The organism is Undibacterium sp. TJN25 (genome assembly GCF_049339885.1).
GTDB lineage: Bacteria > Pseudomonadota > Gammaproteobacteria > Burkholderiales > Burkholderiaceae_D > Undibacterium.
On the sequence record NZ_JBMPPM010000012.1, the window covers coordinates 148890 to 170914 of the forward strand.

At 55.9% G+C, this 22025-nt stretch carries 21 protein-coding genes and 1 tRNA gene; 10 read left to right on the forward strand and 12 right to left on the reverse strand.

The genetic code is table 11. From position 1 onward, the window contains the following. Window positions 1-73 precede the first annotated feature (73 nt). From imuA to ACO0LO_RS24845, 3 genes are read left to right on the forward strand one after another with little or no spacing between them, the layout of a single operon-like run. Complete coding sequence (imuA, locus tag ACO0LO_RS24835; protein ID WP_422968471.1) at window positions 74-781, forward strand: translesion DNA synthesis-associated protein ImuA; 708 nt, start codon at window positions 74-76, stop codon at window positions 779-781. Next, window positions 711-2186, forward strand: coding sequence for a Y-family DNA polymerase (locus ACO0LO_RS24840; protein ID WP_422968473.1), 1476 nt, complete (start codon window positions 711-713; stop codon window positions 2184-2186). Before imuA ends, ACO0LO_RS24840 begins: the two co-directional genes overlap by 71 nt. Next, complete coding sequence (locus ACO0LO_RS24845) at window positions 2183-5479, forward strand: error-prone DNA polymerase (protein ID WP_422968475.1); 3297 nt, start codon at window positions 2183-2185, stop codon at window positions 5477-5479. The genes ACO0LO_RS24840 and ACO0LO_RS24845 overlap by 4 nt, the downstream gene beginning before the upstream one ends. A gap of 15 nt (window positions 5480-5494) precedes the next feature. On the opposite strand, the gene ACO0LO_RS24850 is transcribed toward ACO0LO_RS24845, so the two are convergent. Beyond that, on the reverse strand, window positions 5495-5893 hold the full coding sequence (locus tag ACO0LO_RS24850) for a DUF2177 family protein (protein WP_422968477.1): 399 nt from the start codon (window positions 5891-5893) through the stop codon (window positions 5495-5497). 364 nt (window positions 5894-6257) lie between these two features. Between ACO0LO_RS24850 and ACO0LO_RS24855 the strand changes: the two genes are divergently transcribed. Then, window positions 6258-6674 (forward strand): hypothetical protein, encoded by a 417-nt coding sequence (locus tag ACO0LO_RS24855; RefSeq protein WP_422968479.1) that lies wholly within the window; start codon window positions 6258-6260, stop codon window positions 6672-6674. Window positions 6675-6705: 31 nt separating this feature from the next. Here the strand turns inward: ACO0LO_RS24855 and ACO0LO_RS24860 are convergent, their stop codons facing one another. From ACO0LO_RS24860 to ACO0LO_RS24890, 7 genes are all read right to left on the reverse strand, one after another. Beyond that, complete coding sequence (locus ACO0LO_RS24860; protein ID WP_422968481.1) at window positions 6706-6882, reverse strand: hypothetical protein; 177 nt, start codon at window positions 6880-6882, stop codon at window positions 6706-6708. Window positions 6883-7014: 132 nt separating this feature from the next. Further along, a complete protein-coding gene (locus ACO0LO_RS24865; protein WP_422968483.1) occupies window positions 7015-7245 on the reverse strand; it encodes a hypothetical protein in 231 nt (76 codons plus the stop codon). Between the two features lie 84 nt (window positions 7246-7329). Further along, a complete protein-coding gene (locus ACO0LO_RS24870; RefSeq protein WP_422968485.1) occupies window positions 7330-7578 on the reverse strand; it encodes a hypothetical protein in 249 nt (82 codons plus the stop codon). Window positions 7579-7743: 165 nt separating this feature from the next. After that, entirely contained in the window at window positions 7744-9273 is a 1530-nt protein-coding gene (locus ACO0LO_RS24875) for an MFS transporter (protein ID WP_422968486.1), read from the reverse strand. 1 nt (window position 9274) lies between these two features. Further along, the gene (locus ACO0LO_RS24880; RefSeq protein WP_422968488.1) at window positions 9275-10474 is read right to left on the reverse strand and encodes an efflux RND transporter periplasmic adaptor subunit; all 1200 of its coding nucleotides are present in this window, start codon (window positions 10472-10474) and stop codon (window positions 9275-9277) included. A 5-nt stretch (window positions 10475-10479) separates the two neighbouring features. After that, window positions 10480-11940 carry an efflux transporter outer membrane subunit gene (locus ACO0LO_RS24885; protein ID WP_422968490.1) on the reverse strand — a complete coding sequence of 487 codons (1461 nt, stop codon included), beginning with the start codon at window positions 11938-11940 and terminating at the stop codon, window positions 10480-10482. Between the two features lie 438 nt (window positions 11941-12378). Further along, a complete protein-coding gene (locus ACO0LO_RS24890) occupies window positions 12379-13272 on the reverse strand; it encodes a LysR family transcriptional regulator (protein ID WP_422968492.1) in 894 nt (297 codons plus the stop codon). 143 nt (window positions 13273-13415) lie between these two features. Between ACO0LO_RS24890 and ACO0LO_RS24895 the strand changes: the two genes are divergently transcribed. After that, entirely contained in the window at window positions 13416-14657 is a 1242-nt protein-coding gene (locus tag ACO0LO_RS24895) for an MFS transporter (protein ID WP_422968494.1), read from the forward strand. 156 nt (window positions 14658-14813) lie between these two features. Here ACO0LO_RS24895 and ACO0LO_RS24900 read toward each other — a convergent pair. Then, window positions 14814-14904 (reverse strand) — tRNA-Ser (locus ACO0LO_RS24900). Between the two features lie 315 nt (window positions 14905-15219). Between ACO0LO_RS24900 and ACO0LO_RS24905 the strand changes: the two genes are divergently transcribed. Further along, window positions 15220-17094, forward strand: a complete 1875-nt coding sequence (locus tag ACO0LO_RS24905) for a GGDEF domain-containing protein (protein ID WP_422968496.1) — start codon at window positions 15220-15222, stop codon at window positions 17092-17094. 102 nt (window positions 17095-17196) lie between these two features. Here the strand turns inward: ACO0LO_RS24905 and serS are convergent, their stop codons facing one another. The 3 genes from serS to ACO0LO_RS24920 all read right to left on the reverse strand — a co-directional run bounded on the left by serS (window position 17197) and on the right by ACO0LO_RS24920 (window position 19039). Next, a complete protein-coding gene (gene serS, locus ACO0LO_RS24910) occupies window positions 17197-18495 on the reverse strand; it encodes a serine--tRNA ligase (protein WP_422968498.1) in 1299 nt (432 codons plus the stop codon). A gap of 227 nt (window positions 18496-18722) precedes the next feature. Further along, entirely contained in the window at window positions 18723-18812 is a 90-nt protein-coding gene (locus ACO0LO_RS24915) for a VOC family protein (RefSeq protein ID WP_422968525.1), read from the reverse strand. Window positions 18813-18901: 89 nt separating this feature from the next. Further along, window positions 18902-19039, reverse strand: coding sequence for a VOC family protein (locus ACO0LO_RS24920; protein ID WP_422968500.1), 138 nt, complete (start codon window positions 19037-19039; stop codon window positions 18902-18904). A gap of 441 nt (window positions 19040-19480) precedes the next feature. Here ACO0LO_RS24920 and ACO0LO_RS24925 point away from each other — a divergent pair, with 441 nt between their 5' ends. From ACO0LO_RS24925 to ACO0LO_RS24940, 4 genes are read left to right on the forward strand one after another with little or no spacing between them, the layout of a single operon-like run. Beyond that, window positions 19481-20098 carry a GspH/FimT family pseudopilin gene (locus ACO0LO_RS24925; RefSeq protein ID WP_422968502.1) on the forward strand — a complete coding sequence of 206 codons (618 nt, stop codon included), beginning with the start codon at window positions 19481-19483 and terminating at the stop codon, window positions 20096-20098. Then, window positions 20095-20634, forward strand: coding sequence for a type IV pilus modification protein PilV (gene pilV, locus ACO0LO_RS24930; protein ID WP_422968504.1), 540 nt, complete (start codon window positions 20095-20097; stop codon window positions 20632-20634). Before ACO0LO_RS24925 ends, pilV begins: the two co-directional genes overlap by 4 nt. After that, window positions 20631-21392, forward strand: a complete 762-nt coding sequence (locus ACO0LO_RS24935; RefSeq protein ID WP_422968506.1) for a PilW family protein — start codon at window positions 20631-20633, stop codon at window positions 21390-21392. The genes pilV and ACO0LO_RS24935 overlap by 4 nt, the downstream gene beginning before the upstream one ends. 10 nt (window positions 21393-21402) lie before the next feature. Next, on the forward strand, window positions 21403-22020 hold the full coding sequence (locus tag ACO0LO_RS24940) for a pilus assembly PilX family protein (protein ID WP_422968507.1): 618 nt from the start codon (window positions 21403-21405) through the stop codon (window positions 22018-22020). Window positions 22021-22025: the final 5 nt, after the last annotated feature.

Sequence of the window (22025 nt, forward strand, 5' to 3'; positions counted from 1 at the left end):
AAATATGACAAGTATGGAAATTAAGCGAATATGAGAATATACTGAATATATATACAGTATATTTTCATCAGACATGCAAGCACACTCCATCCCCTCTGCAGAGGCTATTCACCCATCTCTATGGCGCGCGTCGCAGCTTGCACGCAGTTCCACGGTGTGCGTGGGCAGCGGCCATGCATCGCTGGACCGGGAATTGCCGGGCAACGGCTGGCCTACGGGTGTGCTGATAGAGTTGCTGATACAGCAAAGTGGAGCGGCTGAACTTAGCCTGCTACGACCTGCATTGACCAAGCTGGCCGGACGGCGTATTGCGCTGGTGCAACCGCCACACCAGCCGCAAAGCCTGGCCTTATCCGGCTTTGGTCTTTCGCCCTCGCAATTCCTGTGGGTACGCAGCCAGAAGCCGGGCGATGCTTTATGGGCCAGCGAACAGATATTGCGCACCGGCAGTTGCGGCGCATTGCTGCTATGGCAAAAGCATATCCGCAATGAATCGCTGCGCCGGCTGCATCTGGCAGCGCAAAGCAATGATGCGCTGTTTTTCATGGTCAGGCCGCTGGCTTGCGCAGGGCAGCCTTCACCGGCGGCGCTGCGCCTCAGCCTGCAGCCAGTACACCAGGGCCTGCAAATTGATTTTACCAAACGGCGTGGCGCATCGCGTGATGTGCCGCTACTCCTTTCCCTGTCTCCCCTACTCCGTTTTTCCGATCATGCGTTTGTGGATAGCCTTATACCTGCCTTTGCTTCAGCTGGAAGTATTTCGCCCGTATTGGCTGGGTGATGCAGGCACTGTCGTACTGGACCAGAATCGCGTGTCGGCGATGTCTACCCTCGCGCGCGGCGCAGGTGTGCAGCTGGATATGCGCCGCGGCGGCGTGCAGATGCTGCTGCCGGATGCCGTTTTCCACCAGCGCGAGCCGCTGCGCGAGCAGGAAGCCCTGCACCGGGTAGCGATGGCCCTGCTGCAATATTCACCTCAGGTGACCGGGGCGGAAGATGCCAGCATGCTGATGGATGTCGGTGCCAGCCTGCGTCTGTTCGGCGGCATCCGCGCACTATGCCGGCGTATCCGCCAGACCATGCAGGCGCTGGGGCTGTCTGCCTGCATGGGCTGCGCCACCACAGCCGGTGGCGCATGGCTGCTGGCACACAGTGCTGCGCTGGGCAAGCCGGGCCGCAGACGCAGCCTGACAATGAAAAGCCTGACGCCGATGCTGGACCGCTTGCCACTGGCCTTACTGCCGGCAGCTACGCCATGGCTGGGCTGGCTGCATGGCGTTGCCTGCCGCCGGCTGGGTGAATTGCGCCGCTTGCCGCGTCCAGGCCTGCAACGCCGCTGCGGCAAGGAACTGCTGGAAGCGATGGATAGCGCTTACGGCGAGGCGCAAGAATTATTCAGCTGGATCGTGGCGCCGCCGGGTTTTCGCGCCCGGGTAGAGTTACCGGACCGCATGGAGCATGCGGAAGCCATCCTGCTGTTTGCTCATAGCCTGCTGGTGCAACTGACGGGCTGGCTGACAGCCAGGCAACTGGCGGTCACCAAAATTACACTGCAGCTGGAACATGAACGTGGACGCCAGGCCATCCCGCACACGGTATTGCTGATCGCACTGGCGGAAGCGACATGGCGCGAAGAACATCTGCTGCGCCTGCTGAAGGAGAGGCTGGCGCATCTCGATATGGCGGCCCCCGTTATTGCGATCAGCCTGGAAGCCAGCCAGGTGGAAGCGATGCAGGCACCCAGCGACTCGTTGTTTCCGGAACCGGGAGGCTCTCCGGAAGACCACCACCGGCTGGTGGAATTGCTGGTGGCCAGGCTGGGCGCGGACAATGTGCTGCAGGCGTCGCCGCAGGCCGACCACAGGCCGGAAGTGGCCAATGCCTGGGTACCCGTGCTGCAAAAAAACAAGCCCGCCGCCTTGCCGGACAAGCTGGTGCGCCCCGCCTGGCTGTTTGCCAGGCCCGTCGCCCTGATCCTGCGTAACCACCGCCCCTATTACAATTCCCAGCTCAAACTGGTATCACCCGCCGAAAGAATAGAAGCAGGCTGGTGGAACGGGCAACTGGTTACGCGCGACTACTACATTGCCGAGGGTGAAGACCATGTGCATTACTGGATCTACAAGGAGCGCATAGGCAAGGAAGATGCACACACCGTTTGGTATGCACAGGGAGTGTTCGGATGAGCGCCGTTGCTTCCCTGCCGTTGGTTGCCCTGCCCGATTACGCGGAATTATTCTGCCTATCGAATTTTACCTTCCTGCATGGTGCATCGCATGCAGAGGAGCTGGCGGAGCGCGCGATAGAGCTGGGCTATTCCGCGCTGGCTGTGACGGACGAATGCTCACTGGCCGGTGTGGTGCGCGCACACATGGCGGTAAAAAAATGTATAGCGGAAAAAAAGCGGCTGGCGGTGGAAGCTGCGAAGCCAGGCGATGCAATGAAGGCAGGAGCAGTTGAGGAGGAAGCAGACGCAGGCCAAGATAAGGATAACAAGGCGTTTAAACTGCTGATAGGCAGCTACTTCAAACTTACCGATCCCGATGCTGCAGCTGGCAGCCCTACACTGACGCTGATTGCAATTGCACAGAACCGCGAAGGCTACGGCAATCTGTCGGAGCTGATTACCCTGGCGCGCTCGCGTGTCGCCAAAGGCAAGTATTCCCTGTTCCTGGACGATTTGGCCGCTCCTCTTGCAGGCTATGAACATTTGCGCGGCTTGCCTGATTGCCTGCTGATCCTGGCGCCGGATTACGCGGTATCGCTGGATACCCTGGCAGCCCAGGCAGCATGGACCAAGGCCACATTCGGCACGCGCGCATGGATAAGCCTTACCCTGCTGTACCAGGCCATGGACGGCTTGCACCGCGAGCGCATCCAGGCAGTCGCCGGCCATTACCACCTGCCGGTCGTTGCAACCGGTCACGTCTGCATGCACAAGCGCTCGCGCAAGCCCTTGCAGGACACGCTGACAGCGATCAGGCTGGGCAAGCCGGTAGGTGAATGCGGCTATGAACTGGCGCCGAATGCAGAACAGCATTTGCGTTCGCGCGTGCGCCTGGCCAATATCTATCCGGCGCAAGCTTTGGCGGAGACGATAAAAATTGCCGGGGAGTGCAAGTTTTCACTGGATGCGTTGAAGTATGAGTATCCGCATGAAGTAATACCGCCCGGGTATACCCCTGCCAGGTATTTGCGGCAGGAAGTGGAAAAAGGGATACTCTGGCGCTTCGGAGACAAGCCCGGCGACAAGATTACCAAGCGCATCGAAGAAGAACTGACGCTGATCAACGATCTGGCTTATGAAGCCTTCTTCCTGACGGTTTATGATCTGGTCAAGTTTGCCCGCTCCGAGGGAATACTCTGCCAGGGGCGCGGCTCCGCCGCCAACTCCGTCGTCTGCTACTGTCTTGGCGTCACCGAGGTGGATCCCAACAGCAGCACCTTGCTGTTTGCACGCTTCCTGTCCAAAGAGCGCGGTGAGCCGCCCGATATCGATGTCGATTTTGAGCATCAGCGGCGGGACGAAGTCATTGCCTATATCTATAAAAAGTACGGCCGCGACCGCGCTGCACTGGCGGCTGCCGTACATACCTACCGGCCGCGTGGCGCCTTACGGGAAGTCGGCAAGGCATTGGGTGTTGACCTGGCAATTGTCGATGCAGTCGCCAAATCGCAGCGCTGGTTCGACAGCAAGAACGATCTGCTGGAACGCTTTGCCGAAAGCGGGCTGGAAGCGGATTCTCCCGTTGCCCACCTGTGGGCCAGCCTCGTGGTGCAGCTGGTGCGCTTCCCGCGCCATCTGTCCCAGCATAGCGGCGGCTTCGTCATCTCACGCGATAGATTATCGCGGCTGGTGCCGATAGAAAATGCAGCAATGATCAATCGCTACGTCATCGAGTGGGATAAGGACGACCTGGAGTCGCTGGGATTGCTGAAGGTGGATGTACTGGCGCTGGGCATGCTGTCAGCGCTGAGGCGCGCGCTGGATCTGATGGCGCAGTTTCCCGGCAAGCCCACCAGGCTGGAGGACGTTCCGCGCGAAGATTCTGTTACCTACGACATGATCTGCAAGGCCGACACGATAGGCGTATTCCAGATTGAGTCAAGGGCGCAGATGAGCATGCTGCCCCGCCTGCGGCCCAGGGTATTTTACGATCTTGTGATTCAGGTCGCCATTGTCAGGCCGGGGCCCATACAAGGCGGCATGGTGCATCCTTACCTGAGGCGGCGCCAGGGATTGGAGCCCATCAGTTATCCAAAGCCAGAAATTGCAACGGCTCTCGCCCGCACCTTGGGCGTTCCCATTTTCCAGGAGCAGGTAATGCAGATAGCTATACTGGCAGCAGATTTTACAGCAGGCCAAGCGGACGAGTTACGCCGGTCTATGGCTGCCTGGAAGAAAAAGGGTGGGCTGGAACACTATAAAGATAAAATCATCTTGCCAATGGTAAAAAATGGGTACGAAAGGGTATTTGCGGAAAACATTTTCAAACAAATGCTGGGTTTCGGTGACTACGGTTTCCCCGAGAGCCATTCCGCCAGCTTTGCCAAGCTGGCCTACATCAGCAGCTGGATCAAATGTCATGAGCCGGCGATTTTTCTATGCTCCTTGCTCAATTCCCAGCCCATGGGTTTTTATTCGCCCTCGCAGCTGGTGCAGGACGCCAGGAGGCATCATGTCAAGGTATTGCCGGTGGATGTCATGTGCAGCAACTGGGATTCTTCGCTGGAGCCTGACGACACCATCAACCCCGCTACCGGAACGGCGCAGCCGGCGGTGCGCCTGGGAATGTCACTGTTACGCGGCATGTCGTCGGCCTCTGCGAAAAATATAGAGGACACCAGGACAATACAGCCGTTTGCAGACGTCACCGACCTTGCTCGCCGGGCGCAACTGAGCCGGCTGGAACTGGAAGCGCTGGCGGCCGGCAACGCCCTGGTTTCATTGGCCGGCAACCGGCGCGAAGCCTTGTGGAATGCGGTCGGCGCCGTGCCTGACAAGGATTTGCTGCGCCCCACGACAATAACTGAACAGATGCCGCATCTGAATGCACCTTCGGAAGCACAGGAAATTGTCAGCGATTACCGTACGATGGGGCTGACGCTCAACCGCCATCCTGTAGCTCTATTGCGCCCCACGCTATTGACAAAGCGTTTTCTGCCGGCGGATATGCTGAATACTTTTCAGGATGGCCAGTTTGCGCGCGGCTGCGGCATCGTCACGGTGCGCCAGCGGCCGGGCACTGCCAAGGGAGTCATCTTCATTACGATAGAAGACGAAACCGGCCCCGTGAACGTGATCATCTGGCCGTCTTTGCTGGAAAAACAGCGCCGGGAAGTATTGAACGCACCGCTGCTGGGCGTCTACGGCATCTGGCAATGCCAAAAGGAAGTGCGGCACCTGGTTGCCAAGCGCCTGGTCGATATGTCGCACCTGCTGGGCGATCTGGCAACAAACAGCCGCGACTTTTGCTAGCGGCGATGGTTCAATCTATTTAAACCAGCTTGCGCCAAAGAAACCGGCCACTGCAGCGATGGAGGTGGCAAAGCTTCCCCACAGCATGTCGACAATCGTCAATTGCCGCGACCAGCCTTTGATAGTGGCCAGGTTGCTCAGATCATAAGTGCCGTAGGCAACTACTCCCAGCAAGGCTCCCAGTACCAGTGCCTTCATCATATTGCCGGTTTTCATCGCAGGCCGTATGCAGAAGACTACGATGCCAAAAATGTAGACCAGATAAAACAAAGCCACGGCAGCCATGTCAGGCGTGCCCATCAGCTCACCCATCTCGGTTTTATAAAAATCTGTTGCGATATGCGCCAGCCACAGATAATCCAGGCAGCAGAACGCCAGACCGCCAAAGAGATAGGCCATATGGTATTTTTTCATGGAGCTTTCCAGTGCTGTCCGGTAACGACCGGAGCGCATGCCATTGTGATGCGGTGAGATGGTTTTATTCATGCTGACGGAATGTATATTGCGGCGCAAAAGGAGTATGTGAATTACCGCACATAAGAACGCATGAACATCAGTTATAACTAAGAAGCTGTTGAAAAATTATGTTGATGTTGTGGCTCCTCTTCGCGGTATTGCTCATAGACTGGGCGTTCCCTGCTTCGTCGTTGCGCCTGGCTGACCTAATTTTGCAACCGCTTTTAACTTAGCACCTGCGTACAGGGATGCCGTCACGAACCGCTGCATCCAGCTGATACAGCATAGTGTAACCAGCGATCAATCCGCATTGGAGGTAACAATGTCTTACATCAATTTCAAGGCTGTCACGACGCTGGAATCCACGCACGACATCTTTATCAATACAAAGAACATCAAATACGTTGAGGTCTCGCATAAGCGGCAAATAGGCAAGAGCCTGATCCATATGATAGGCACTTCCGACTTGATTGCCGTAGATACTCCCTTCCAGGAGATACCGGGCCTGCTGCCCAGCCTGACACGGGAAAATCTGCCGAATACCTCCAGCGAGCCTGACTACGAGGGCAGTATCGTCTACGTGAATCCGGTCCACGTAAATGCAGTCATGCCGCTGAAGGAAATGTTCGTGATCCGGTTTGCGGACGGCGAGGAACTGACACTGCGTTCCAGGCCTGCCTTCCTGTCTTACCAGGTGGCGCCAAAAACAGCGACGCTGGAGGCGGCTCCAGTGGCATAGGCTTGTGCTCCAGCTGCCTGACAGGATTAATTCAGCCGACGTTTCCTTCTATCCACTCACCAAACTGGAAAGGCGGCTCGGCTATGGCATCTGTGGATTTTGGGTCGTCAGTATGCTTGCGTATTTCAGGCTCTTGCTTCGTCAGGTTTTCTTTTCCTGTCGAATCTGCGCCCGGCAGGTATTTGCCGCCATCGAATTGTGCACTCATCAAAACCTCCTGTTAAACAAACGGATGAGCACCTGGTGTGCTCTCCTGATATGACCTGCAGGCAGATGTACAGTTCTTGCGGAAATTGAAAGGATCTGTAAAAGTTTTAAATCGCAGAGTAACGTGAGGTAATCAGATGATGCCGTCTTGCGGATTGCCCGGTAATTTCCCTACTGCGGCAAGGCCGGATGCAGGCTCTTCACTGGTGGAAATTAACTTGTGCAGGGAGAGACTCTTCAGTTCCGCTGAATAGGCGAGTTCGGTATGCTTGCGCGCCTTGATTTGTTCCAGCTGCCGTTCCAGCGTATTGGCAGTTTGCCGATTCCTGTAATCGGTCAGGCTGATGACATTGCTTGTTTTCATGCGCGCTCCGGAGTTCGGTTGGGTCAGTATGGACGGGCTGTTGAACAGATGATGCCGCGATTGGCGTTGCAGCGCAACACCGGCTTATTCGTCAATACCCAGGCCTTTTTCGATAATGGCCTCAATATAAGACATCACATACATTTTAAGCGCATCGCCGCTTGCCGCGTTGTCAACCAGTGTGCCGCCGGGCTCGCCCTTCAACGCACCGTTGTGAAAAACCCGCGCCTTCCATGTAACATCAGCACCAGACGTAAACTCGGCCGTATAGCGAAAAGTCTCGCCGCTCACTTTGCGCGTATATTCATCCTCGAATCTTGTCAGTCCGGACATGATCTACCTCTGCTTGTCTGTAAGGGAATGGAAATATCCTAGCATGAAGTTGAACATGGCTGCCCGCAATCCTGCGAACAGCGTATTTGCCCACCGGATATCCTGGCTTGCAAAGATGAAAGACGCGCACTCCTTGCTTCTCTCAGCCATGCGGATTAGCACAACTCATTTCAATACCCGCTGCACCGACATCATCAGCGCGCCGGCCACCCCAAGGACAATCAGGAAACCGAAATAATCGAGGCTGGACAACAGTGTCGCCTGCTGGTTCACCTGCTGTGCCAGTGTGGCGACCGCCACTTGCGCCGCCTGGGCGCCATGGCTGGCCGTGAACTGCTCGCCAAGCTGCCCGGCCAGGCGACTGAATGTCATATCTTCGGCGTTGAAGCGCTGGAGCAGGACTGCCAGGTGTTCGCTATTGCGCCACTGCAAGCCCAGCGCCGCTGCCGCCACGCCCAGCGCAACGCCGAATTGCGACAGCATGTTCTTGATCTGCTGCCCGTTTGCAAACGCTATTTCATCACCTTGCAGATCCATGAACGAGTGTAAAGCGGTCGTGACCATCACGGGAGTAATGAAAGCTCCAAAGAGTGCGATCCCCGGCCACACGTCAGCCCATAAATCGGCCTCGCCGTTCAGGCGCACCAGCAGCAGGCCGGACAGCGCCAGGAAGGCGAACCCAGTCACGTAGAATTTCTTTGCCGATTGATTTTTCTTCAGGATCATGGCCATGATGCCAAAGGTCGGCACCGCCACGATCAGGCCGGCGGACTGCACCTGGCCTATCACTCCCCACGGAAAGCCCAGACCGCCTTGCATCAGCACCGGCAGCATGTAATTGTTTGCTCCCAGCACCATGTAGCCCAAGGTAAATGTGGCCATTCCAGCGACATAACGTGGCGTCATCAAACGTTTCAGCACCAGCAGTGGGCGCTCGTGGTGATACTGGTGGCGCCCGAAGTACCACAGCGCGCCGATGCCCGTAATGATGGCCAACAATAGCGGCATCGCGTCCGAGTAAAAATCGTACGACGCACGTTGTAAGGTGTACAGGCTGAGAAAAGCCCCGGCCGCCATCACCAGCACGGCGAGCGGATGCGACTGGCTACGCTGTTCCACCGGAGTCAGTTCGTTGGGCAAGGCAATCGTGCCCAATACCGCAGCAATGGCGGCCACTACGGCAAGCAGCACGAAGATGACCGGCCATCTATCGTGCGAGATGGCGATCGATGCCAGCCAGGGTGCGATGCCATTGCAGAAGGCAAGCCCGCCGGCATAGGCCATGATGCCGCGAAAGCGCCGCGGACTGGCCGGCATGAGGTTGACCATGACGCGCGAGGTGGTCAAAAATGGTCCGCCGGCCATCGCCATCACTACCCTCCCCGCCAGGAATTGCGGGAAGGAACTACTAGTGCCGCAAATCGCTGCTCCAATAATGAATATCGCTGCCGAGGCCTGTACAAACCGCCTCCAGCCTATCCGCTCGATCAACCAACGCTGCTTCGAAATTGCCGCAATCGCCACTACCGCATATACCGCCGTGACGATGGTAAATTCCTCGGGTGAGGCTCCGATTTCTCCGCTGATAGGTCCGGCACCGAACGTAATCATCCCCCCTTGCAGAAACTCAATTCCGTTCAGCAGGAAGATGGTGGCCAGCAGCGCCGCCTCGCGTGGATGTTTGGACTGGCTCATGTCAATTCGCCTTGGCCAGGGCCTTTGCGGAGCCGCCGCCGTTGGCTGCAACGATACGCTCGACCAGCTGATCGGCTTGTTCCAGTTCATGCTGGAACACGTCGGTGGTATAGGCGGCGCGACCGGCCACGGTATTCATCGCCACCGGGCCGCTGCGATTGTTCGTGTCGACTGCCACATGCATGGAAAGGCCGAGCTTCAGCGGATGTGCTGCCAGCTCCTTCGGATCGAGCGCAATACGGATAGGTACGCGCTGCACCACCTTGATCCAGTTGCCGGTGGCATTCTGCGCAGGCAGCAGTGAGAAAGCATTGCCGGTGCCTGCGTCCTGCCCGATCACGCGGCCGCTATAGCGCACCGCTTTCCCATACACGTCAGCGGACAGTGTAACCGGCTGGCCGATACGGATTTCTCCCAGTTGCGACTCCTTGAAGTTCGCGTTCACCCACATCTGTTCGGGCGGCACGATGGACATCAGCGCGGCCCCGGCGCTTACACGCTGTCCCAGTTGCACATTGCGCTTGGTGACCAGCCCTGACACCGGCGCGCGCAAGGTGGTGCGCACTGACGCGATGTAGGCATCTCGCAGCTGCGATATCGCGGCCTGCACTTCGGGGTGACTACTGATATCCGTCTGGTCCACCAGTGCGCTGGCGCTGGCCAGTTGTTGTTCGGCCACGCTGAGCGACGCACGCGCCGTTTTCACGGCATCTTCGGCGTGGTGCATATCTTCACCCGAAATGGCGCCGTTGCCGGCCAGGTCGTGGCGGCGGGCCAGATCGGCCTCGGCGCGCGACAGGTCGGTTGCGCGTAATGTGACATTGGCGCGGTACTGGCCGACGTTGGCAAATTCCACGCGCACCTGGCGCACCGCTTTGGACAACTGCGCAGAGGCGCGCGACAACGCCAGCTGCGCATCCACCTCATTCAACTGCACAAGTACCTGGCCAGCGTTCACATAGTCCGTGTTGTCGGCGCCGATCTGGGTCACACTGCCGGATAGCTGTGGCGTCACTTGCACCACGTTGCCCTCGACATAAGCGTCTTCCGTGACCTGCTTGCCGGTGGGTGCGAGCATCGCCCACGCCGCGCCGGCGGCACCGATCAGCAGCGCGGCGATAACGACGTTCTGCGCATTGAGGAGGTTTTTTTCGGCCGTTTTCGCTTGCGGAGCAACGGCATTGCTATTCGTCTGAGTCATGATCTTCACTGTAAAGAAATGGCCTGCTGGCCTGGATTGGAGATATTCTGGTAGCCACCGCCAAGGGCGCGCGCCAGCTGCATGTCGAGGTCGAAAGTCCGTGTATCGAGGTCAATCTGTGTACGCTGCTGCGCCAGCACCGAGATTTGCGCGGCCAGCACCTGCAGGTAATTGCCTACCCCGGACCGGTAGCGCTGCATCGCCAGGCCATATGCCTGCTGTGCGGCGTCCAGCGCTTCGGCCTGCAGCGTATTGCGCCTGGCCAGCCATGCCATCGACACCAGCTGGCTCGCCACATCGTGCAAAGCCTCGACCAGGGTCTGGTTGTATGCTTCCACGGCCAGGTCATAATCTGCATCGCGCAGGGCCAGGTTGCTACGCAGCCTGCCACCATCGAAAATCGGCAGGCTCAGCCCTGCGCCGCCATCGACAAGCCGGCTACTGCCCTGCAAGAAGTTACTCAAGCCGAAGGCCTGCAGGCCAATCAGGCCATTCAGATTAATGCTCGGATAAAATTCTGCTTTCGCCACGTCGATGTCCTTGCGTAGCGACTCGACGCGCCAGCGTTGCGCGACCACGTCCGGGCGCCGCGCCAGCAACTCGCTGGGCAGGATACTTGGCACGGCAGCCGGGCGCACAGACTGCAGTCGTGGCCGTGCGATGCTGCCGCCTCGGTCCGGACCGGCGCCCATCAGCGCCGCCAACTGTGTGCGCACCAGGGCAATGGATTCATCAAGGGACGCAATATCCGCTTTCGCGAGCGGTACCGTCAGCTGCGCCTGTTTCAGGTCGGATTGTGAATCAATCTTCGCCGCCACGCGCTGCTCCGTTAGTTTCAGCACCTGCTGACGCTGTTCCAGGACTTGCTCGCCCAGGTCTCGCTGTACATACAGTTGCGACAATTTCAGATAGGTCTGCGTCATGCCCACGGTCAGCATCAGACGCACAGCCTCGGTTTCTACTTCGGCAGCCCTTTGATGCCCCATTGCGGCATCGACGGCGGACTGGTTTTTACCCCAAAAATCCAGTTCGTACGAAAAATTCAACGTCGCCTCGTTGTGCCATTGCCAGGTGCCCGCCAGCGGATCCGGGGTATCGCCGGTCTTGGGAAATCCCAAGCGGTCGCTGTGGGTATTACCGGTTACTTGCGGCGACAACGCGGCACCGGCCGAACCAACGACAGCTGCCGCCTGGCGTACCCGCGCATCTGCCATGCGCAAGCTTGGGCTGGTGGCCAGTGCCTCGTCGACCAGCTGATTCAGTTGCGTGTCGCCGTAGCGATGCCACCAGTCGCGGGCAGGCCAGGCTACGGGCGAAACTTCTGCATGCGCCAGCGTGACGCCGGCTCGCAGTTGATTTGCGTCGTGCAGCCGGGCTTGTGGTCTCAGCCCGCCGTCGCTGGCGCAGCCGGCCACCAGTGCAACGGCGCCAGCTAGCATGGCAAGGCGAAAGATGGTCGTACTCATGATGCATTCCTCCTGATTTCTGGTAGACCGAGTGTCGTTTAATACCTGTTTAAAAGAAATTCCTACCTGCATTGCCGAGCGGCCAATCAGTATCAATTTCGGGACATTAAAAACGGGCAAAAAATGAAGGATGCGACAATGGCAGTAAAGCAGTCCAACATGGCAGGAAATCATCGCAAAGCCTTTGATGCATGGGGTGCAGGCCGGCCTGGATTGTTAAAAGCGGGGGTTTGTATACGTGAGCTCATTGCCTTCTTGGGACAGCTGCTGTACGGCACAAAGGGAACGCGGGACGTGAATTGGAGTGAGCGGGAGGAAAGCTTTGGCGGCGCGAGAGGCGGAATTTGACGAAGTTTGGAGAGCTGGATGAGGCTTTACGGAGAAAAAATGCGTGAGGCCTATAAGAAACTCAAATGCCCTCTTGCTATAAAAATATTCTCACGATGTACGGGCGCGCAGGCGTGGCGTCACGAAGTCAAGGAAAGCACGCAGCTTCAATGGTAAAGGAGCCTGCCCTTTGTGCACAAGGCTGATGGGCAATGGCGCCGATTCAAAGGCGTCCAGCACGACGCAAAGCGCATTGTCACGGATGGCGTCCGCGACCTGGTAGGACAGCACGCGTATCAGGCCTACTCCAAGAATTGCGGCTGCGATAGCCGCTTCCGCCGTATTGACTGCAAGCCTTGAATGTACGGGCACAGATAGTTCAGCCCTGGCAGATCCGAAAACCCAGGCGCGCTTTGACTCAAGGACTTCGAAGCTGATGCACTCAAGTCTGTCGAGATCACCGGGCCTGGCAGGCACGCCATGCGCTGCCAGATATGCCGGACTGCCGCAGACGACGCGGCGCACCGTGCCGACTCCCGTCGCCATGAGTGTGCTATCGGGCAATTCGCCTATCCGGACCGCGATGTCGGCCTGCTCTTCCATCAAATGCACGACGCGATCCGTCAGCACCAGGCTAATGTTGATCTCAGGATAATGCGCAAGAAATTCTGCAACTACGGGCACGACATGCAGGCGTCCGAAAACAACAGGGGCCGTAACCACCAGCTCGCCTTTAGGTGCGGCATATTCACCTGTCGCAGCGCGCTCGGCTTCCCCAATTTCTTCCAGTATTTTCCTGCAAGCAGCAACGTATGAGCTCCCGGCTTCCGTCAACGAAAGCTGACGCGTCGTGCGGTGAAGCAAACGCGTCTTCAGGTGCGACTCCAGTTCCCCAAGCTTGCGGCTGACCGTTGCCAACGGCATGTTGAGGCGACGCGCGGCACCCGACAGGCTGCCCGCTTCAACAACAGCCACGAGAACGGACATTGATTCAAGTCGATCCATTGAATTCTATCAAGTAATGGAAGAATGATTCCTGATCTTATGGGATTATCTTTATAAATGCAAGCGCCTACACTTGAACAATAAGCTCTCCACCGTGGCATTCCGCTGCAGGTATCAGGAGACATTCAAACAAAGGAGCTGCCGTGAACAGCATACCCGTTACACCCGATAATCCCAATGCGCCCGCGGTAGCATCCCGAGGCAAGATCGTCATGATGGCGATTATTGCCGGCGCGGTGATCACCAACATTTATTGTACCCAGCCTATCCTGCCCTTGATAGCATCGGGCCTGCAGGTTGACTTGACGACGGTCGATCTCGTTGCCGGCGCTGCGCTGCTGGGCTTCGCAACAGGGCTTGCCTTGTTGCTGCCGCTCGGCGACCGTTTTGACCGGCGCAAGCTGGTACTCGGCCAGATTGCGTGTGCCTTCGGCTTCGCCACGGCGGCGGCGCTGGCCCCTGGCATCTGGTCATTGATTGCGGCTTCTTTCGGTCTTGGCATCGTCAGCTGCGTACCGCAGCAACTTGTGCCTTTCGCGGCCGTCATGTCGCTGCCGAGCGAACGTGGACGCTCCGTCGGCACGGTTGTCAGCGGCATCATGGTCGGCATCCTGCTTGGCCGCACGATCAGCGGTGCGGTTGGTGCGGCCTACGGCTGGCGCGCGGTCTACGGTCTGGAAGCGGCGTTCATGGTCCCGGTCTGGATCGCGGCTGCGCAGCTTCTCCCGAGCGGTGTGCCCAGCACAAACCTGTCCTACGGGCGCTTGCTCGCATCATTATGGCCACTCGCGCGCGACCATCGCCCAATTCGCGAATCGATGATGGTGCAGGCCTTGCTGTGGGCCTGCTTCAACGCTTTTTGGGTGAATCTGGCGGAGCTCCTGGCGCACGGACCATGGCACCTTGGCAGTGCGTGGGCAGGAGGCTTCGGCATCATCGGCGCGGCCGGTGCGCTTGCCGCCTCGCTCGGCGGACGCGCCACCGACCGCCAGGGATCCCGGCGTGTCATCGGAGCCAGCATCGGCATCACCACGCTGGCTTACCTGATCCTGGCCGGTGCGGAGTTTTCGCTTATTTGCCTGATCATCGGCGTCATCGTGCTCGACATCGGCGTGCAGTCGGGCCTGGTGTCCAACCAGACCCGTGCGTTTGCGGTTGATCCCAAAGCACAGGGCCGTATTAATAGCCTTTACATGACCGCCACGTTCTTCGGCGGCGCCGTCGGCGTGATGATCAGCGGCTGGCTGATGACCCGTTTCGGCTGGACGGGCATTGTGATCTTTGGCGTAGTGCTGGGGCTTGTCGCTTCCGTAATCCACTGGATCGGTGGCCGCCGCCTGGCGGGACATCAGTCGAAATCGGAAGATGCCGGCACGTCCCGCTGAACCCCTCTTCATCCTATAAGGGGCGAGCATGCCCTGAGTGCCTAGGGTTCGTCAAATAAGCGAAATGTCGAGATCATCTCCGTATCAAGGCACACAAAAACAAAAAAGCCCCTTTTTATCAAGGGGCTTCATTTTATTGCCAACTACTTGTTTTTATGGCGGAGAGGGTGGGATTTGAACCCACGATACGTTATTCACGTATGCCGGATTTCGAGTCCGGTGCATTCGACCACTCTGCCACCTCTCCTGTTGCTGGTCTGCTTCGCGGACCTTCATTTTGCAATGCCCGGCGAAGCCAAAGAGTATAGCAAAAAAATATTTCCTTTCATAGCCCCGAGGGAATTTTCAGTACAAATAATCGCCAATAATAAATTACCTGCCCTTCAGGGTGACATACGGCTGTCATAAAGTCACATTACTATTCGGCAATATGCACGAATCCCGTCTGCATAGGCCGCGCCGACTCCATTGCAGCTGAGCGGCGCAGGATTCTCATCGAATATGACGCTGCAAATGACGAGTTTCGTCTTTGCCTGGGCGTTTTTTAAAAGGTTCACATTGTATGGGCGCTGCTTTGCCGGGTTTTCCTGAAGATTTTACTTCTTATGAAGCGGCCCTTCCTTCATCCGCAGCCGTCGTTTCTGCTTTATTGCCTGAAGACGATAGCAAAACGCTGGCGCAGCTGCACAAGATCATCGGTCATCGCCTGCTGACGGCACGTTTTCAGCCTATCATCCAGATGCATACCGGCGAGATACTCGGTTATGAGGGCCTGATACGCGGGCCCTCCGATAGCCCGCTGCATTCCCCCGTTAACCTGTTCAAGGCGGCTTCCGAGCATAACCTGACGGTCACGGTGGAGCATTTATGCCGTCGTATCGTGCTGGAGCAGTTTGCTGCACTGGAACTGCCCGGCAAACTGTTCTTGAATGTCAGTCCCGAAAGCCTGCTGCAGCGGGACGTCAAGCATGGGGAGACGTTGGATTACATCCACGATATCGGCATCAATCCGGCGCGGGTGATTATCGAGCTGACGGAATACCAGCCTACGCATGACTATGCGCTGCTGTGCGAAGCGGTGGTCCATTATCGCCGGATGGGTTTTGAAATTGCGATCGACGATCTTGGCGAAGGATTCTCTAGCCTGCGGCTATGGTCGGAGCTGAAGCCTGAATACGTCAAGATAGACATGCATTTTATCCAGGGCATAGATAATGATCCGGTCAAGATGCAGTTTGTGCGTTCGATCCAGGGCATTGCAGAAAAATCCGGCACCAAGGTCGTGGCGGAAGGCATAGAGACACAGGCCGAGCTGATCGCAATCAGAGACCTGGGCGTTGCGTGCGGCCAGGGCTACCACATCGCCAAGCCCCATCCCAATCCCGCGCGCGCGGTATCGGCGGAGGTCGCCAAGATATTAAGCGCCAACAGCATTTACCAGCGGCGTCCTGCTGGCAGCTTCGAGCAGCTGGCCACGATAGAAAAGATTCTGAAAACACCGCCGACGATCAATTCCAGCATGCTGAACAACCAGGTGGACGACCTGTTCCTGCGCGATCCCCGCCTGCAGATCATTCCGGTGGTGGATGACGGCATACCTGTGGGCCTGATTCACCGCTACCACATGATAGACCGCTTTGCGCGCCCTTATCAGCGCGAGTTGTATGGCAGGAAGCCATGCAAGGTATTCATGGATCCCTATCCCATCATCGTGGACAAGAACACCAGCATGCAGGATGTCAGCCATATTATCGTGGAAGCCAATCCGGACCACCTGATCAATGGCATCATCATTACTGACCAGGGGCGTTATCTGGGCCTGGGTACGGGGCCAGACCTGATGCGTGAAATTACGCAGATGCAGATCAATGCCGCCCGCTATGCCAACCCGCTGACACAGCTGCCGGGCAATGTGCCGATCAACGAGCACATAGACCAGTTGCTGCAAAAGAGACAAACCTTCTGTGCGTGCTATTGCGACCTCGACCATTTCAAGCCCTTCAACGATGTATACGGCTACCGCCGCGGGGACGACATCATCCAGATGACCAGTGAAGTATTGAAAAAGCACTGCGACACCCAGCTTGATTTCATCGGCCATATAGGTGGGGATGATTTCATCATCCTGTTTCAGAGCGCTGACTGGGAAGCCCGCTGCCACGGCATCCTGAACGGTTTTGCAAACGCAATCCAGGAATTTTACAGCAACGAAGACCGTGAACGCGGCGGCTACATCAGCGAAGACCGGCAAGGCAAGAAGGTGTTTTATCCGTTGATCAGCCTGTCGCTGGGCGTGGTGCGCTCACGGCTGAGCCAGCACTATTCGCATCACCAGATATCGATTGCAGCATCCGAGGCCAAGAAGCAGGCAAAAAAAATACATGGCAACAGCCTGTTCGTGGACAGGCGCATGGACGACGAGCCGCGCGTGGCGTGATGAGGTGGTCCTAGTAGGTAAAGTGTAAAAGGTAAAAAGCCCCGGACGAGAGATTCATCCGGGGCTTTTTATTTATTGAGGCTGTGCTTTATGAGGCCGTGTCTATTTTGCAGCGGGCAGCAATTTTTCTATGCCGCCCATGTAAGGACGCAAGGCTTCAGGAATCAGCACACTACCGTCTGCCTGCTGGTAGTTTTCCAGCACGGCGACCAGTGTACGGCCTACCGCCAGGGCAGAGCCGTTCAGCGTGTGCACCAGTTCAGGTTTTCCTTGCGCATTGCGGAAGCGGGCTTGCATGCGGCGCGCCTGGAAGGCTCCCATATTCGACACCGAGGAAATTTCACGATAGGTGTTTTGCGCCGGCAGCCACACTTCCAGGTCAAAAGTTTTAGTGGCGCCAAAGCCCATGTCCCCGGTGCACAGGCTGACGACGCGGTAAGGCAAGCCTAGTTTCTTCAGGATCGCTTCCGCATGGCCGACCATTTCTTCCAGCGCTTCAAAAGATTTTTCCGGATGAACGATCTGCACCAGTTCCACTTTATCAAACTGATGCTGGCGTATCATGCCGCGCGTATCGCGGCCATAGCTGCCGGCTTCAGAACGGAAGCAAGGCGTATGTGCAGTCATTTTCAGCGGCAGGTCTTCCGCGGCCAGAATTTCGTCGCGCACGGTATTCGTTAGCGTTACTTCAGCCGTGGGGATCAGGTACAGGGTTTCGCCCTCGCCTTCCTGGCCGCCTTTTTTAACAGCGAACAGATCAGCCTCAAATTTAGGCAACTGGCCGGTGCCGCGCATGGAGTCTGCGTTGACCATATAAGGTGTATAGCATTCGGTATAGCCATGCTCCAGTGTCTGCGTATCGAGCATGAATTGCGCCAATGCGCGGTGCAGGCGCGCCATACCGCCTTTCAGCACGGCAAAACGCGACCCGGTCAGCTTGACGGCAACATCAAACTCCAGGCCCAGGGCGGCGCCGACGTCCACATGGTCTTTTACTTCAAAATCAAATACTGCCGGCGTGCCGATTTTACGCACTTCTACATTGCCAGCTTCATCTGCGCCTACCGGAACCGATTCATCCGGCAGATTGGGGATTGCCAGCATGAAGTTGCTGATTTCCGTCTGTAGTTCACCCAGGCGTATTTCGGACGCTTTCAATTCATCGCCTATGCCGCCGACTTCCGCCATCACTGCGGATGCGTCCTCACCCTTGCCCTTGAGCATGCCGATCTGCTTGGACAGGCTATTGCGTTTGCCTTGCAGTTCTTCAGTACGGGTCTGTATCTGTTTGCGCTCTGCTTCCAATGCATTGAAAGCGGCGACATCAAGTTGAAACTTGCGCGAGGCCAGACGTGCTGCGACCGTGTCTATGTCTTTGCGGAGGAGTTGAATGTCGATCATGGCGAGTTAGCAATATGCGATGTTGTTATCTGAACCGCATATTGTACCAATAGACAGCGGGTTTTAGAAAAACCTTGTGGTATCGGCAAAGCCTAGACGCCTTTTGCCGGCTTCTCCGCGTTTCTCTAAAATTGACCTGTACAGGCACCCTTCAATTCCTGGATATTCAGCTTTCTCACCCGCAACGTCCCTGCATGGATCGTTCGCTTTATCCAAATCTTCATTGCTCAACATTTTGCAAGGAGGATAAAGACAATTTGCCAGGAAACGCCGTATTTATCCTTGAGCCTGCCGCACTGTTTGGCTCTTTCATCCAGGCTTCAGATAGTTTGTGCCAATGATGGTCAATTTCTTATCCAGTTGAAATGCTACAACCATAATGTGGGTCTACCATGCAACTCATGCACTACTTCACTGTAACTGAAAATCTTCCTATTGCCGAATTCGGGCAAATTACTCTGTAAAACCTGGCAACTTCTTGTGCATTGTTATCAAACAACAAGCAGGGCGTGACTTTGCTGATATCAGTATACGAATCCGACAATGTTTACATTGTCATTTCTTCGGAGTAACTCGCAACGAGAAAAATGTCCATGCGTCTCTAATAAACAGACGAGCTAGTGGCAGATTTAAATTATTTGAAGCACCATAATATGAGATTTGTATCTCAAAATCGATCCTCTTTTCTTCATACAACGCCCAAAATTTTTTCGGAAATTATTGCTACCTTCAGTAAATGACAGGTTTACAAGCTTTGTTACAAGCCCTACATTGATAAAAGCTTGCAAAGCTGATACCAATTTTCTTAAGCACCCTGATGATAGATGCAGCATTCAATCATCGGATGCGTGCTTTGGCCGTGTGTTGTAGAGCGGTAAAGTCAGCACAGCTGGATTAAATGGAGAAAATTGCGTTTATGGAGGTTCCACGCACCTATTTGCACCGGTTGCACTTTAGCGTTCTGAAGGGCTGAAACAAGGATGCGATGAAAACGGTATCGGATAAGCTTATCTACCAATTTTTTGTGGGCTCGCAGCGACCGGCGATTGGGCAGCATGCGCTCCGTCATGTAACCTATTGCCAGCAGAGAGGCGTCACACTCCTTGAAGTGCTGATCGTGATGGTGATTGGCGGCATTCTGGTTGCGCTGGCCGCGCCATCTTTCACCGCAACAACACAAAAATTCCGTATTTTAGGCGAAGCCAACGAAATGGTACGGGATATGCAATTTGCGCGCACTGAAGCAATCAAGCAAGGTTTGCCTGTGACGATATGCGCATCGGTAAACGGTACAGCATGCTCTTCAGCCTCCAATGCATGGCATAAAGGCTGGATCGTTTTTGTAGATCCCAATGCCGATAAAACTGTCAGCGCTATTGTCCGTGTTGGAAAAAACTGGTCTGGAACCGACACTTTTACAGCAGATAATTCGGCCAACTCAATCACGTTCGGACGTGAGGGTTTCACCATTGGGCTGCCTGCCGGCACAGTTACTTTCACGCTTCATACCAGCCCCTTAAATACGAAGGCAACGCAGTGCGTTGCGATTATAAAAACAGGCCGCGTGGAAGTCCAATCGGCAGGAATTGGAGCCTGCGCATGAATTCAATTTTTTTTGCGCTGAAAAAAAGATGCGGTTTTACCTTGATAGAGGTGCTGATCGCTCTGGTTGTGACGGCTGTAGGTTTGCTGGGTCTGGCAAAAATGCAGGCCTTGGCGATTGCCAGCACTAAAACTTCTGGTAGCCGGTCGCTGATCGCCTTACAAGTCGGAAGCCTTGCGTCAGCAATGCATGCTAATAAAAAATTCTGGGCTTCAAACAGCGTGCCATCCACATTTTCAGCAGCCACAACAAAGGTCACCGATTCCAGCGGTATTCTGAATGCCAGTATTTCAGGGGGGTGTGCCACCCTTTGCACACCCGCCGCCATGGCTGCAAATGATGTCCAGGCATGGGCGAACGATATGTATAACCAGTTCCCCACTTATACCGCAAAAATAGACTGTACGGACAACACCAATCAGCCTGTTAGTTGCGAAATTTACGTGACCTGGAAAGAAAACAATGTGGCAATGAACAAGACAGCATCTGCCGTAACCACCGAGACTCAGTCATTCAGCGTATTTGTCAAACCATGAGACGTTTTCAATTTCACCCGCCACTGGGAAAGATAGCCAACTCCGCAGGCTTTGGCCTGATTGAGTTGATGATCGCTATCGTGATTTCCCTGTTTATCGTTTTAGGAATGGTGGGAATAGTCGTCAGCATGAAGGGCAGCTTTAGTACTCAAGATAGTCTCACCCGCATGCAGGAAAGCGAAAGATTTACGTTATCGGTGCTTGACAATACGATACGCGTGACCGGCTACTACGCAAATCCGACAGCAGTCACGGCGGCAGGCGCATTACCGCTAACTTCCAATGCCAATCCGGATGGGACAACCTATGCAGCAGCGCAAGGCATCAGCGCTACCACCGGCGCGCAAAGCGACACAGTCAATGTGCGCTTTCAGAGTGCAAATGGTGACGGACTGATGAATTGCCTGGGCGATACGAATACTTCTTTACCTACAACGGTATGGAGCAACAGCTTTGCCGTCAATGCGTCAAAGCAGCTTACCTGTACGGTCGCAACAGATGGCGGTGCTCCCGGCACAGCGACGGTGCTGGTGGACAACGTTTCCGCTATCAAAGTCTTGTATGGAGTCGACACCGATGCTGACGGTAGCTCCGACACTTACCTTAGCTCTAGCGATATAACTGCCAAAAATTATTGGCCTGCAGTGATTTCCGTACAAATCAAGATTAGCTTCATTGACTTGATTAATTCTACAACCGGCAAGACGGTCAGCCTGCCTCCGCTTTTGCACACCATTAACCTGATGAATAAACCATGACCCCAGCCGCATGCTAACAACGGACACGATACCTCTCTTGCCGACGCATCGTTGCGGGCACCGCCGGAATGAGGGCGTGGCATTGATAACTGCCATGTTAATTCTGGTCATGCTGACGCTGTTGGCAATCAGTATGTTTCGTGGCTACGGGGTTCAACAAAAAATTGCAGGAAATGTCAGGGAAAAGGCGCGTGCATTCGAGGCGGCACAAAGTGCACTGCAGTATGGGGAATGGTGGCTAGGACAAGGCTCCCCTGGAATCGGCGGGGCATGCTCCGGCAACGTGACCATAATCTCTGTTGCCAATATGCGCACTTGCGCAGCCGTGCTAGGCAATCCGACAGACCCGGCCAACTGGATTGGTGCGTTGGTATATACGCCCCCGGCTATGCAAATTGCGGCTTCCGGCACTCCCGGAGGTACGGCAACCGATGGCAACTCCAATGCCGATATTAAGTATTTTGGTTCTCCCAAACTCAATATATCTTATCTTGGCCTTTCTCCAAGTGGCCAACAAGCACTCTACTCGGTAACAGGAGCCGGGTACGGAGGTAGCAGCGGCACCGTCGCTGTGGTTCAAAGCGTCGTTGCGGTTACAGCAAATGTTACGCCACTGGATAATCCTTGACAGGG

Excerpts from the sequence above, each read along its gene's own strand:
- ACO0LO_RS24880 (WP_422968488.1), bottom strand. The coding sequence starts at position 10,474 with ATGACTCAGACGAATAGCAATGCCGTTGCTCCGCAAGCGAAAACGGCC.
- ACO0LO_RS24865 (WP_422968483.1), bottom strand. The coding sequence starts at position 7,245 with ATGAAAACAAGCAATGTCATCAGCCTGACCGATTACAGGAATCGGCAA.
- ACO0LO_RS24905 (WP_422968496.1), top strand. The coding sequence starts at position 15,220 with ATGGGCGCTGCTTTGCCGGGTTTTCCTGAAGATTTTACTTCTTATGAA.
- ACO0LO_RS24935 (WP_422968506.1), top strand. The coding sequence starts at position 20,631 with ATGAGACGTTTTCAATTTCACCCGCCACTGGGAAAGATAGCCAACTCC.
- ACO0LO_RS24885 (WP_422968490.1), bottom strand. The coding sequence starts at position 11,940 with ATGAGTACGACCATCTTTCGCCTTGCCATGCTAGCTGGCGCCGTTGCA.
- serS (WP_422968498.1), bottom strand. The coding sequence starts at position 18,495 with ATGATCGACATTCAACTCCTCCGCAAAGACATAGACACGGTCGCAGCA.
- ACO0LO_RS24850 (WP_422968477.1), bottom strand. The coding sequence starts at position 5,893 with ATGAAAAAATACCATATGGCCTATCTCTTTGGCGGTCTGGCGTTCTGC.
- imuA (WP_422968471.1), top strand. The coding sequence starts at position 74 with ATGCAAGCACACTCCATCCCCTCTGCAGAGGCTATTCACCCATCTCTA.
- ACO0LO_RS24940 (WP_422968507.1), top strand. The coding sequence starts at position 21,403 with ATGCTAACAACGGACACGATACCTCTCTTGCCGACGCATCGTTGCGGG.
- ACO0LO_RS24855 (WP_422968479.1), top strand. The coding sequence starts at position 6,258 with ATGTCTTACATCAATTTCAAGGCTGTCACGACGCTGGAATCCACGCAC.
- ACO0LO_RS24925 (WP_422968502.1), top strand. The coding sequence starts at position 19,481 with ATGAAAACGGTATCGGATAAGCTTATCTACCAATTTTTTGTGGGCTCG.
- ACO0LO_RS24845 (WP_422968475.1), top strand. The coding sequence starts at position 2,183 with ATGAGCGCCGTTGCTTCCCTGCCGTTGGTTGCCCTGCCCGATTACGCG.
- ACO0LO_RS24860 (WP_422968481.1), bottom strand. The coding sequence starts at position 6,882 with ATGAGTGCACAATTCGATGGCGGCAAATACCTGCCGGGCGCAGATTCG.
- pilV (WP_422968504.1), top strand. The coding sequence starts at position 20,095 with ATGAATTCAATTTTTTTTGCGCTGAAAAAAAGATGCGGTTTTACCTTG.
- ACO0LO_RS24870 (WP_422968485.1), bottom strand. The coding sequence starts at position 7,578 with ATGTCCGGACTGACAAGATTCGAGGATGAATATACGCGCAAAGTGAGC.
- ACO0LO_RS24840 (WP_422968473.1), top strand. The coding sequence starts at position 711 with ATGCGTTTGTGGATAGCCTTATACCTGCCTTTGCTTCAGCTGGAAGTA.
- ACO0LO_RS24875 (WP_422968486.1), bottom strand. The coding sequence starts at position 9,273 with ATGAGCCAGTCCAAACATCCACGCGAGGCGGCGCTGCTGGCCACCATC.
- ACO0LO_RS24890 (WP_422968492.1), bottom strand. The coding sequence starts at position 13,272 with ATGGATCGACTTGAATCAATGTCCGTTCTCGTGGCTGTTGTTGAAGCG.